This window comes from Streptomyces sp. AK02-01A, assembly GCF_033795305.1.
In the GTDB taxonomy this organism is placed as follows: domain Bacteria; phylum Actinomycetota; class Actinomycetes; order Streptomycetales; family Streptomycetaceae; genus Streptomyces.
Genome location: NZ_JARBAE010000006.1, coordinates 19392 through 32274, shown reverse-complemented (window position 1 = coordinate 32274; position 12883 = coordinate 19392). Strand labels below are relative to the sequence as shown.

Genomic DNA, 12883 nt, shown 5'->3' with positions numbered 1-12883 from the left:
GCCGCGGTCAGGCGCGACCCGCGGTCTTCTGGGTCTGTCGCGTGATCGAGTCGATGACGACCGTGAGGAGCAGCACGCCACCCGTGATCATGTACACCACGGGCGTGGCGATGCCTTCGAGGGCCAGTCCGTACTGGATCGACGTGATGACCATGACACCGAGGAGTGCGTTCCAGGTACGGCCCCGGCCGCCGAAGAGGCTGGTGCCACCGATGACGGCCGCCGCGATGGCGTTCATCAGCAGGTCGCCGGTGCCGGCGCCCTGGTTGGCGGCGGCGACCTTGGACGCCAGGAACAGACCGCCGATGGCCGCGAAGCCGCCGGCGATCGAGTACACCGAGATCCGGACCATCGTGACATTGATACCGGCGCGGCGGGACGCCTCGACGCTGCCGCCGAGAGCGAAGATCTTGCGGCCGTACGTGGTCCTGCGGAGCACGAAGTCGGTCGCGACCAGCACGATCAGGAAGATCAGCAGGGCGAGGGGCAGGCCCTTGGACTGGTTGAACGTGAACGCCGCGGCGAAGGCCACGATCGCGAGCACCACGGTGCGGGCCACGGTCTCGCTGAGCGGCCGCGACGGCACACCGGCCGCGTCGCGGCGCCGGTTCTCGAAGAAGGAGGTCGCGAAGTAGACCACCACGGCGGCGAGGGCGACGCCGTAGGCGACCGCGACGTCCGAGAAGTAATACGACGTCATCTTGCCGACCACGCCGTCACGGTCGATGTTGATCGTGCCGTTGTCGCCGAGGAGCTGCAGCATGAAGCCGAGCCAGAAGAGCAGACCGGCCAGGGTGACCGCGAAGGCCGGTGCCCCGATGCGGGCGAAGAAGAAGCCGTGGACCGCGCCGATCACCGCGCCGCTGACGATCGCGGCCAGTACGGCCAGCCATTCGTTCACCCCATGGGTGACACTCATCACCGCGACGATCGCGCCCGCCACACCACTGACCGAACCGACCGAGAGGTCGATTTCGCCGAGCAGCAGGACGAAGACGATACCGACCGCGATCATGCCCGTGCCGACCATGGCGACGGATATGTCGGAGAGGTTGCCGGCCGAAAGGAAGGCCGAGTTCAGGCTCTGGAAGACCACGCAGATGATGATCAGTCCGACGATGACCGGGATGGAACCCAGGTCACCGGCGCGGATCTTGCGCTTGAACTCGGAGATGTAACCGCCGAAGCCCTGTTCGCGTACGAGCAGCCGCGGGTCGACCGCGGTGACGGCACCGGCCGCGGCGGCGGGGGCGTCGACCGGAGCGGGTGTGCCGCCGGCGGGCGCGGGGGCCTTGTCGATACTCACTTCTGAACCTCCGCGTTGCGCGACGCACGACGGGTCACGGCGTTCTCCGTGGCACCGGTGATGGCGGCGATGATCTCTTCCTGCGACGTGGTCTTGACGTCGAAGACACCGTTGTTGGTGCCCAGCCTGAGCACCGCGACCTTGTCGGCGACGGCCTTGACGTCCGCCATGTTGTGACTGATGAGCAGCACCGCGAGGCCGCGCTCCCGCAGCCGCTCGACCAGGTCGAGCACCTGGGCGGTCTGCTCGACGCCCAGGGCCGCCGTGGGCTCGTCGAGGATGACGAGCTTGGGCTCACCGAGCATGGAGCGGGCGATGGCCACGGTCTGGCGCTGACCGCCGGAGAGCGAGGCGATCGGGATACGGACGCTCGGGATACGGATCGAGAGGGTCTGGAGCAGCTCGCGGGAACGGCGCTCCATCTCGACCTCGTCGAGGACTCCCCAGCGGCGCAGCTCGCGGCCGAGGTAGAGGTTTCCGACGACATCGAGGTTGTCGGCGAGCGAGAGGTCCTGGTAGACGGTCGCCACACCGAGACGCTGCGCGTCGTTGGGCCGTCCGATGGAGACGGGCTTGCCTTCCCACTCGATGACACCTTCATCGATGGGGTGGACACCGGCGATTGTCTTCACCAGTGTCGATTTACCGGCTCCGTTGTCGCCCACCAGGGCGAGCACTTCACCGGCGTGGACCTCAAGCTCTACGTCGGTGAGCGCCTGGACGGCACCGAATCGCTTGGAGACCCCTCGCAACGCCAGCACGGGCGTAGCGGTCACGTGAACCATCTCCTTCGCCGCCTGACCGGCGGGGATGCCGCGCCTGGGGGAGGCGCGGTGGTCGAGCAGAAGAGAACAGACCAAAACGGCCGCGGAGGCGGCCGGCCTGGGTGAGCCGTTCCGTCCGGCACCTCGCCCCGCCTGCGGGGCTGTATGTGGGGCGAGGTGCCGGACAGGCTTTTACCGGAAGCAGGTCACCGGGCGGACCCGGCTGAGGACCTACTTCACGCCGGCCGCGTCACAGGCGGCCTTGAACTGCGTGGTGCAGATCTCCTGGATCGAGTACAGCCCGTCCTTGATGACCGTGTCGTTGATGTTGGCCTTGGTCAGCGAGACGACCGGGACCAGCACCGACGGGACGCCCTTGGTGGTGGGGCTGTCCACGGCGGACTTGGCGATCGAGTCCAGCTTCTCGCCCTTGGCGAGCGCGACGGCCATCTGCGCGGCGATGTCCGCTTCCTGACCGTACGGCTTGTACACGCTCATGAACTGCTGGCCCGCGACGATGCGCTGCACGCCGGCGAGTTCCGCGTCCTGGCCGGTCACCGGGGGGAGCGGCTTGAGGCCGGCACTCTGGAGGGCGGTGATGATACCGCCGGCCATGCCGTCATTGGCGGAGTAGACGCCGACGATGTTGTTCTTGCCGAGGGCCGAAAGCGCCGCCTCCATGTTGGCGTTGGCGTTCTCCGGCTTCCACTCCTTGGTGTCGTACTCCTTGCCGATCTTCACCTTGCCGTCGAGCACCGAGTGGGCGCCCTTCTTGAACAGCGCGGCGTTGGGGTCGGTGATGGCACCGTTCATCATGACGATGTCGCCGGACTTGGCCTTGTCGCCCAGCTCGTCGAGCAGCGCCTGGCCCTGGACCTTGCCGACCTCTTCGTTGTCGAAGGAGGTGTAGGCGTCGATCGGGCCCTCGGCCAGCCGGTCGTAGGCGACGACCGGTATACCGGCGTCCTTGGCCTTCTGGACCGAACCCGCGATGGCCTTGGAGTCCACCGAGTCGACGATCAGGACGTTCACCTTGTTGGTGATCATGGTGTCGACCTGCTGGTTCTGCAGCGAGGCGTCCTGCTTCGCGTTGGCGTAGACGATCTCGCCCTTGCCGTTGGTGAGTTCCTTGATCTTCTTCTCGATCAGCGGCCTGTCGAGCTTCTCGTAGCGCGCGGTCTGGTTCTCGGGCAGGAGCAGCCCGACCTTGATCGCGTCCGTCTTCACCGTCTTGGGGGCGTCGGACTTGTCGCCCGAGTCCTTGGCACTGCCACAAGCGGCAAGAGAGACGGCCATCGCGGTGGCGGCGGCGGCCACGGCAGCACGACGCATGTTCGCGTTCACTTCAGAAACCTCCCTGACGAGGCCGCGTCGTTGCGGCCGAGGTGGCTGGAAGTCAACTCGGCTCCGGGGCCAGCGTCAAGGAGTAAATCCTTAACGAGATGACAACGGTGCCATTCGTTATCTAAGTGAAGGCGGGCGTCGCGGCCGGAATGGCACCGTCCAAAAGGGTCGAATCGCCCATTTCGCTCAGTACGAGAGCGAGCGCTCCGAGCACTTCGGCGCGTCCGCCGAGCGCTCCGGGAAGCACCGAGAGCTGCCGCGCCGCACTCGGGATCGCGTACCGGGAGACAGACTCCCGTATCGGCGCGAGCACCAGCTCACCAGCCTCCGCCAAATCCCCGCCCAGCACCACCCGGCTGGGGTTCAAGAGGTTGCACAGATTCGCCACACCACTGCCGATGTGCCGGCCGACATCGGCGACGACCCTGCGGCAGCCCGGGTCGCCGTCCCTGGCGAGCCGCACGACGCGCTCCATGGAGAGATCGGCGCCGTGGCTGGACTGGAGCAGCGGCAGGACATAGCGGGCCGCCGTGAAGGTCTCCAGGCAGCCGCGGTTGCCACAGCGGCACACCGGGCCCGACTCGTCCAGCGTGATGTGCCCGATCTCACCGGCCGTACCGCCGGGTCCCCGGTAGATGTGACCGTCTATCACCAGACCGGCGCCGACACCGCTGGCGACCTTGATGTACGCCAGATCCCTGACCCCGCGGCCGCTTCCCCAGACCAGCTCGCCGAGGGCGCCGAGATTGGCATCGTTGTCGACGTACACCGGCACGCCCAGCCGGCCGGCCAGCTCGTCACTGGGGTTGATCCCGGTCCAGCCAGGCAGGATCGAGGTGGAGCCGAGCGTGCCCGACTCGACATCGATCGGGCCCGGGACGCCGAGGCCGACACCTATCACCTTCTGACGGCTGACCCCGGTGCTCACGATCAGCCGCTCGACCAGTTCCTCGGCGCGGCCGAAGCCCTGCGCGGACGAGGCGTCCACATCGAGGGGCTCGGACTCCTCCACGAGCACCTGGTGCGCGAGATTGCCGACGGCCACCCGCAGATGCGTGTGGCCGAAGTCCACTCCGACGACAATGCCCGCGTCGGCGCTGAGCGAGACGCTGCGGGCCCGGCGTCCGCCCGCCGAGGTGGGCGTGACCTGGACGGTTCCGCCGTCCTTCAGTTCGCGGACGATATTGGAGACCGTGGCCGCCGACAGTCCCGTGCCGCGGGCGATCTCCGCCTGGGTGAGCGAACCGGCCATGCGCACGGCGCGTACGACCCGCTCAAGGTTGGCCCGGTGCAGCGACGACTGCGACCCTGGAGTCTCCACGAACTCATCCACTCCTGCCCTTGGCGGGCGGCACGACCACCGCCCCCGGCCGAGGTCGCGCCAATGAGACCTCGACGTCTCTCCAACTTGTGAACCCTAAGCTCAGCCTTTCGGGCAGCTCCCCGTCAAGACCTTGAGCGAGTAAGGCTACGGATGAGCGACTTCGACACACCTCGGACCAGCGCGTTCGGAACACGGCGAACCGTCCGCCGGCCGGAGCAGGCGGACGGTTCGTCCGTTTTATCGCTATAGCTGCCCATTGAGCGTAAATCAGCTACTTCAACGCTCCGGCTGTGAGACCGGCCACCACCTGGCGCTGGAAGATGATGTACGCGGCGAGCACCGGCAGCATGGCCATCACCAGACCGGCGAAGAGACCGGACCAGTCGCCCTTGTAGCCCTGGCTGACGGCGAGCTGCACCAGTCCCTGCGAGAGCACCTTGTGGTCCGGGTCGGTGTTCAGCACCGTGGGCAGCAGGTACTGGTTCCACTGCCCCAGGAAGTTGAAGATGCCGACACTGATCAGGCCGGGCTTGGCCATCGGCAGCATCACCTGGAAGAACGTCCGGGTGTGCGAGGCACCGTCGATGATCGCCGCTTCCGCCACCGAGGTGGGCAGCGTCCGGAAGAACGCGGTGAGGAAGAAGACCGAGAACGGCAGTGAATAGGCGATATAGACGAGAATCAGGCCGTGGATGGAGTTCAGCAGGCCCAGATTGTTCATGACGTAGAACAGCGGGACCAGGGCCAGGATGACCGGGAAACTCATCCCGCCGACGAACAGGTAGTAGATGAAGCGGTTCCCGGGAAACTCGAAGCGCGCCAGCACATAGGCGGCCATCGAGCTGAGCAGCAGCGTGCCGGCCAGTGAACCGGCCACCACCAGCACGGTGTTGAGGAAGTAGTCGCTCATGTGCGCCTGGGTCCAGGCGCGCGACCAGTTGTCGAAGTGCAGCGTGTCCGGCAGCGACCACGGCGAGGTGAAGATGGACCTGTCGTCCTTGAACGACGTCATCACCGCCCACAGCAGCGGCAGCACGACCAGCACGGCCCAGATGACCAGGACGCCGTGCGAGAAGACGTTGAGGACGCCGCCGCTCTTCTTCACGGCCGGCGCGGAGTCGTCCGTCCTGGCCACGACGGGCCGTGGCTCCACGGCGCCGGCCGGCGGAGGGGTGTCAGTGGTCTTCATCAGAACTCCAGCCGCTCACGTCGACCCAGCCGCATCACGATGGCGGAGAAAGCCAGCGTGACGACGAGGAGGGCGACACCGATCGTGGTCGCATAGGCCGCCTGACCGTCCCGGAACGCCTTCTGGTAGACGAACAGGATCAGGACATTGGTGGAGTCGGCCGGCCCACCCGGTCCCACGGTCATGATCTGGACGACCGCGAAGGACTCCGCGCCCAGCGCGAGGATGCCCATGTACACCCAGCCGGACTGCACGGTGTCCCACAGCAGCGGCAGAGTGATACGGAAGAAGGTCGTGACGCGGCTCGCGCCGTCCAGCAGCGCCGCCTCGTAGAAGTCCTTCGGGATGGAGGCCATGCCCGCGGAGAAGAGGACCACGAAGAAACCGACCTGGCTCCACACCAGGACGGCCATCACACACCACAGCGCGAGATCCGGATCGCCCAGCCACTCGGGCTGCACGCTGTCCAGACCGACCGCGCCGAGCGCGGAGTTGATGGCGCCGCTGTTCGGGTTGTACGCGAACTGGAAGAGCAGCGCGACGATCGCGATCGAGAGCACCTGCGGGAAAAAGTACACGATCTTGTAGAAGGAGGAGCCGCGGACGCCCGCGATGGCGGCTCCCTTCCGGCGGCGACCGCCGACATTCAGCATGAACGCGAAGAACAGCGCCAGGCCGAGCACCACCACGGGCAGCAGCAGCGCGAAAGTCAGGCTGTGCTGAAGCGAGCTCCAGAAGGTGTCGTCATCGAGCATCCGCGTGTAGTTGCCGAAGCCGACCATCTTGAAGTCCGGGCTGAGACCGGTCCAGTCGGTGAACGAGTAATAGATGGACTGGATGAATGGCCAAATGACGAACAGTGCGTACATCGCCAGTGGGACGACCAGAAACCCCACGATGAACCGGTACTTGCCGTGTTGCATGTCTCCCGACCCCGAATCTCCGGCGGGTGCCGCCGCGCTGCCTTGGGGGGAACCGGAAGCCCCGGCGGGGCTTCCGGCCACTTCCGCTCCTACTGGTGCTTGTAGTGCTTGATGGAGTCGTCCTTGGCCGCCGCGTCGGCGTACTCCTGGCACTTCTTGATGGCCTCGGCCGGAGTGATGCGTCCGGCCATCATCTCGCCGAGCGCGCCGACGCCGATCTTCTCCTTCTGGAGGGCGACGTACCAGTCCTGGAGCCTCGGGTTCAGCACATTGGTACCGGCCTTGGTCAGCGCGTCCACACCGGACTGCAGCGCGGTGGAGAGCGTCAGACCGTCGGTGCCGCCGTTGAAGGCGCTCAGCGACTTCACCTTGGTGGTGAAGTTCTTCGACGACGCCTCGCTCAGCATGATGCGGAGCTGCTCCATACCGCCGTCGGGGTTCTTGGCGTTCGCCGGGACGACGAAGGGCTCACCGCCGGACGCCCAGATGGTGCCGAACGGAAGCTTGTCCGAGCTGTCCAGGCTGGACGGCGCGGCGACCTTCATCTGGAAGTCCTTCGGCGTGGTCTTCGCCGCCTCGTTCTCCACCCAGGAGCCGTTCGGGAGGAACAGCGCCCGGCCCTCGGTCCACGCGGTCTGCGACTGCGTGTGGTCGATGCCGGGAGTGCCCTTGAGGATGTAGCCCTTCTTGTACAGCTCGTAGTACGCCTCGAAGCCGGCCTTCACCGCCGGGTGCTTCCAGGCGTTGGGCTCCAGGTTGTCGATGGCGTCGAGGACCTCGCGGCCACCGATCTTGCCGATGAACGGGTAGAGCGAGAACGGGATGTAGTACGGGTACTTGCCCGCGTACGTCCAGCCGGCGATGCCCTTCTTCTTGGCCTTCTCGCAGAGGGCCAGCATCGCGTCCCAGTCCTCGGGATACTCCGCGTCGAGCTTGTCCAGAGCGGTCTGCGAATACCACACGCCGTACACGGTGTACGCGTAGTACATGATCCATACCGGGTCGCCGTCGAACTGGCCCATCTCCAGGACACCGGGACGCAGCGTGTCACGGACCTTCTTGCCCGGGTCGTCGAAGGACGGCGCGTCCATCAGCGGCGTGAGATCGGCGAGCTGCTTCTTGCCGACCAGAACACCCATGTCCATCTGCTCGGCACCCGAGTTGTCGATCAGGTCCGGCGGAGTGCCGCCGTTGAAGCGGGGCTGGAGCTCCGACTGGATCTTCTGGGTCGGAGTGAACTTCACCTTCGCCTTCGGGAAGGCCTTCGTGTACTGCTTGACGGCGTCGGTGGCGTACTCGGTGCCGAATCCGCCGTCGAACAGGACGAAGTCGAGCGGCGCGGTCTCGTTCACCCCGAGCGGGTTCTTCTCGGACGTCTTGCCTTTTTCGACCTTCTGGTCGGTCCCGCTGTCACTGCTCGCACACGAGGCCAGGAAGCTCATCGTCGGGACGGTGATCAGGCCGATCGCGGCAGAACGCTTGATCACATCGCGACGGCCAAGGCCCTCGTTGTTCTGAGCGGAGGTGGATCCCATGCTCAAGTCCTCGCCTTCTCCAGGACTCAGGCGGTGTACCGGTCGCCCGTCCTTCTCGCCTGAGGCGAAGGGCCCCGCCACCGCGGTCAAATGAAGCTGGGTGGTGCAGGATTGCCGTGCTCGAATACGTCGCTTGATCGATCACAGGGAGAACTGCCTGAATGGAGCCGGCGGAGAGCGGGCAGAGCCCTCCCCGCCGTCCCTGCCCCCCGGTCCGCCGCCGCGGTAAACGCCAGGGGCTGACGCCGACAGGTATAGTCCACTTCCCGTCAACTGAGCAAGATCGAAAGCAGGTTTGGACGGCAGTCTTTCCCTAGTTGAGACCTCGCGGATATCTGAGCCGGTGTGTACTCATTCGACCGCCTCGGTCTCTCCGGAATGACCGATTCTGGCACTCACACCTCTCCAACACCCTTGACACCACTGCACACTTGCTTCCTACTGGACCCTGCGCTCACGTTTGACAACGTTGTCCAACTGATTACGCAGGAGGAATGGCTCGTATGCAGCAGAGAACCGGCGCCCGGCGCAGACAATGGCATACGGCCGCCCTGGTGGCGGCCGCCTCGCTGCTTGTCGTGACCGCCCAGTCCGCCGCTATAGCACAGCCCAGCCAACCGCGCCCGGCGGAAAAGGAATTCACCTCCTCTTTCGAGGAAGACGAACCTCAGCCGGACTGGCGCAACACCGTCGAAGTGGGGCCCGGCGGCGACAAGCGGGCATCCGGTGTCGATGGCGGCTTCACCGCCGGAATTCCGGGCAATGTCACCGACAAGGTCGTGGATCTGCGCGCGAGCGACGAGAACACGGGCGGTGGCGAGACCAAGGAGAATCTGGTCGATGTCCAGTCGGCCACGAAGTGGCTGGCGTTCGAGCGGACCGCCTGGATCGAGTTCGACCTGGACGAACCGGTCAAGGTCGTGACGTACGCGCTGACTTCGGCGAACGATCACGCGGAACGCGACCCCAGGGACTGGACGCTCCAGGGCTCCGCCGACGGCAAGGAGTGGAAGGACCTGGACACCAGGAAGGGCGAGACCTTCGGGGAGCGCTTCCAGACCAAGTCCTACGACATCTCCGATTCCACCGCCTACCAGCACTACCGGCTGGACATCACCGCGAACAACGGCGGTACGGACGCGACCCAGTTGGCCGATGTCCAGTTCTCGAACGGTGACACGGGAGCACCGGCTCCGCAGGACATGCGCACCCAGGTGGACCGCGGCCCGGCCGGCTCTCCCACCGCCAAGTCCAGCGTCGGATTCACCGGCAAGAAGGCGCTGAAGTACGCCGGTACGCACAAGCCGGACGGGCGCGCGTACTCGTACAACAAGGTCTTCGACGTGAACACGGCCGTGCGGCGCGACACCGCGCTCTCGTACCGGATCTATCCCTCCCTCCCGGAGACGGATCTGAACTACCCGGCCACCAACGTCTCGGTCGATCTCGCCTTCACCGACGGCACCTATCTGAGCGATCTGAAGGCCGTCGACTCCCACGGCGGGCTGCTGACCCCGCAGGGCCAGGGCGCGGCCAAGCAGCTCTATGTCAACCAGTGGAATCAGGTCGACTCCCGGATCGGTTCGGTCGCGGCCGGCAAGACCGTCGACCGGATCCTGGTGGCGTACGACTCGCCGAAGGGGCCCGCGAGTTTCCAGGGCTGGATCGACGACATCAGTCTGGCGCCGAAGGCACCGGAGAAGCGGCTCGCGCATCTCGCGGACTACGCGTCCACCGTCCGCGGCACCAACTCCAGCGGCTCCTTCTCACGCGGCAACACCTTCCCGGCCACGGCGGTCCCGAACGGCTTCAACTTCTGGACGCCGGTGACCAACGCCGGTTCCGACAGCTGGCTGTACGAGTACTCCCGCGCCAACAACGCCGACAACCTGCCGACGCTGCAGGCGTTCAGCGCCAGCCATGAGCCGAGTCCCTGGATGGGCGACCGGCAGACCTTCCAGGTGATGCCGTCGGTCGCCACGGGTACGCCCGACGCCTCCCGTACGGAACGGGCACTGCCCTTCAAGCACGAGAACGAGACCGCGAAGCCGCACTACTACGGTGTGACGTTCGAGAACGGTCTCAAGGCCGAGATGGCCCCGACCGACCATGCGGCGATGATGCGCTTCACCTATCCGGGTGAGGACGCGAGCGTCATATTCGACAACATCTCGAACGCCGGCGGGCTGACCCTCGATCCGGAGAGCCGTTCCTTCACCGGTTTCTCGGACGTCAAGAGCGGTCTTTCGACGGGAGCGACGCGACTTTTCGTATACGGCGTCTTCGACGCGTCCGTCACGGCGAGCGGCAGGCTCACCGGCGGCGGCGGTGAGGATGTCACGGGATATCTCCGCTTCGACGCCGGCAAGGACAGGACCGTCACGCTGCGCGTGGCGACCTCGCTGATCAGCGTCGACCAGGCGAAGAAGAACCTCGCCGACGAGATCCCGGCCTCCCGCCGCTTCGACCAGGTCCAGAACCAGGCGCGGACGGCGTGGGACGACCTGCTGGGCAAGGTGGAGGTCGAGGGCGCGGACCACGACCAGCTCACCACGCTCTACTCCAGCCTCTACCGGCTCTACCTGTATCCCAACTCCGGTTTCGAGAACACCGGTTCGAAGTCCCGCCCGAAGCAGCAGTACGCGAGCCCGTTCTCGCCGGCGACCGGTCCTGACACCCCGACACGGACGGGTGCGAAGATCGTCGACGGCGAGATGTACGTCAACAACGGCTTCTGGGACACCTACCGGACCACCTGGCCGGCCTACTCCTTCCTCACTCCGAAGAAGGCGGGCAAGCTGGTTGACGGCTTTGTGCAGCAGTACAAGGACGGCGGCTGGATCTCCCGCTGGTCCTCGCCGGGCTACGCCGACCTGATGACCGGCACCAGCTCGGACGTGGCCTTCGCCGACGCCTATGTCAAGGGCGTCGACTTCGACGCGGAGGCGGCGTACGAGGCCGCGCTGAAGAACGCGACGGTGGCGCCGCCCAGTTCGGGAGTCGGCCGCAAGGGCATGGAGACCTCGCCCTTCACCGGCTATGCCTCCACCGAGACCCATGAGGGCCTGTCCTGGTCGCTGGAGGGCTATCTCAACGACTACGGCCTGGCGAAGATGGGCCAGGCGCTCTACAAGAAGACCAAGAAGGAGCGCTACAAGGAGGAGTCGGAGTACTTCCTCAACCGCGCGCAGAACTACGTCTCGCTCTTCGACTCGAAGGCCGGCTTCTTCCAGGGCCGGAATCTGGCGGGCGACTGGCGGGTTCCTTCGGACCAGTACGACCCGCGCGTATGGGGCTACGACTACACCGAGACGAACGGATGGGGATACGCGTTCACCGCGGTCCAGGACAGCCGCGGCCTCGCCAACCTCTACGGCGGCCGGTCGGGTCTCGCGGAGAAGCTGGACACCTACTTCTCGACGCCCGAGACGGCCTCGTCCGAGTTCGCCGGTTCGTACGGCGGGATCATCCATGAGATGACCGAGGCGCGCGACGTACGGATGGGCATGTACGGCCATTCCAACCAGGTCGCCCACCATGTCGCGTACATGTACGACGCGGCCTCGCAGCCCTGGAAGACCCAGGAGAAGGTCCGCGAGGTCCTCTCCCGTCTCTACACCGGCAGCGAGATCGGCCAGGGCTACCACGGCGACGAGGACAACGGCGAGCAGTCCGGCTGGTACCTCTTCTCCGCGCTCGGCTTCTATCCGCTGGTGATGGGCAGTGGTGAGTACGCGATCGGCTCACCGCTCTTCACCAAAGCGACGGTGCGTCTGGAGAACGGCCGCAAGCTGGTCGTCAAGGCGCCGAAGAACAGCGCCAAGAACATCTATGTCCAGGGGCTGAAGGTCAACGGCAAGTCCTGGAACTCCACGGCGCTCCCGCACGACCTGCTCGAACGCGGCGGCACGCTGGAGTTCGCGATGGGCTCCAAGCCGTCGTCCTGGGGCACCGGCAAGGACGCGGCGCCGGTCTCGATCACCAAGGACGACCAGGTCCCGGCGCCTCGCGCCGACGCGCTGACCGCGTCGGGCCCGCTCTTCGACAACTCCTCCCGCACGGAGGCGCCCGTCGAGTCGGTGGACCTGCCGGTCGCTTCGGCGACCCGCGCCGTCCAGTACACGCTGACGTCATCGGCGGCGGACCGGGCGCCGAGCGGCTGGGTGCTCCAGGGCTCCGCCGACGGCTCGGCCTGGAAGACGCTGGACACCCGGTCCGGCCAGTCCTTCGCCTGGGACAAGCAGACCCGGGTCTTCACGGTGGCCAGGCCGGGCACGTACGCCACGTACCGCCTGGTGAGCACGGAACCGTCGGCACTGGCGGAGGTGGAACTGCTCAGGTAGGCCGCCCGGTCGCTGAAGGGGCCATCGGCGCGCGCCGGTGGCCCTTTCGGCTTTTTCGCGACGGCGGCCTCGTGTCGGGACACCTCACGGACCGGGCGGTCGTCGGTCACCGTGAGGGTCTTGGGCACATCCATGTGCGTGGCTGACATCAAAGT

At 66.2% G+C, this 12883-nt stretch carries 8 protein-coding genes; 1 reads left to right on the top strand and 7 read right to left on the bottom strand.

The window, feature by feature from the left end; all coding sequences use genetic code 11:
* Positions 1-7: 7 nt before the first annotated feature.
* The 7 genes from PV679_RS08605 to ngcE all read right to left on the bottom strand — a co-directional run bounded on the left by PV679_RS08605 (position 8) and on the right by ngcE (position 8385).
* Complete coding sequence (locus tag PV679_RS08605) at positions 8-1306, bottom strand: sugar ABC transporter permease (protein ID WP_416069671.1); 1299 nt, start codon at positions 1304-1306, stop codon at positions 8-10.
* Positions 1303-2091: an ATP-binding cassette domain-containing protein gene (locus PV679_RS08600; RefSeq protein ID WP_319679486.1), complete on the bottom strand. Its 789-nt coding sequence runs from the start codon at positions 2089-2091 to the stop codon at positions 1303-1305. Before PV679_RS08600 ends, PV679_RS08605 begins: the two co-directional genes overlap by 4 nt.
* A gap of 210 nt (positions 2092-2301) precedes the next feature.
* Positions 2302-3402 carry a sugar ABC transporter substrate-binding protein gene (locus PV679_RS08595; RefSeq protein ID WP_319679667.1) on the bottom strand — a complete coding sequence of 367 codons (1101 nt, stop codon included), beginning with the start codon at positions 3400-3402 and terminating at the stop codon, positions 2302-2304.
* Between the two features lie 133 nt (positions 3403-3535).
* Positions 3536-4735, bottom strand: a complete 1200-nt coding sequence (locus PV679_RS08590) for an ROK family transcriptional regulator (protein WP_319679485.1) — start codon at positions 4733-4735, stop codon at positions 3536-3538.
* 274 nt (positions 4736-5009) lie between these two features.
* A complete protein-coding gene (locus PV679_RS08585; RefSeq protein ID WP_319679484.1) occupies positions 5010-5927 on the bottom strand; it encodes a carbohydrate ABC transporter permease in 918 nt (305 codons plus the stop codon).
* A complete protein-coding gene (locus PV679_RS08580; RefSeq protein ID WP_319679483.1) occupies positions 5927-6850 on the bottom strand; it encodes a sugar ABC transporter permease in 924 nt (307 codons plus the stop codon). Before PV679_RS08580 ends, PV679_RS08585 begins: the two co-directional genes overlap by 1 nt.
* A gap of 89 nt (positions 6851-6939) precedes the next feature.
* Entirely contained in the window at positions 6940-8385 is a 1446-nt protein-coding gene (gene ngcE, locus PV679_RS08575) for an N-acetylglucosamine/diacetylchitobiose ABC transporter substrate-binding protein (RefSeq protein ID WP_319679482.1), read from the bottom strand.
* Between the two features lie 503 nt (positions 8386-8888).
* Here ngcE and PV679_RS08570 point away from each other — a divergent pair.
* Positions 8889-12728: a GH92 family glycosyl hydrolase gene (locus PV679_RS08570; protein WP_319679481.1), complete on the top strand. Its 3840-nt coding sequence runs from the start codon at positions 8889-8891 to the stop codon at positions 12726-12728.
* Positions 12729-12883 lie beyond the last annotated feature (155 nt).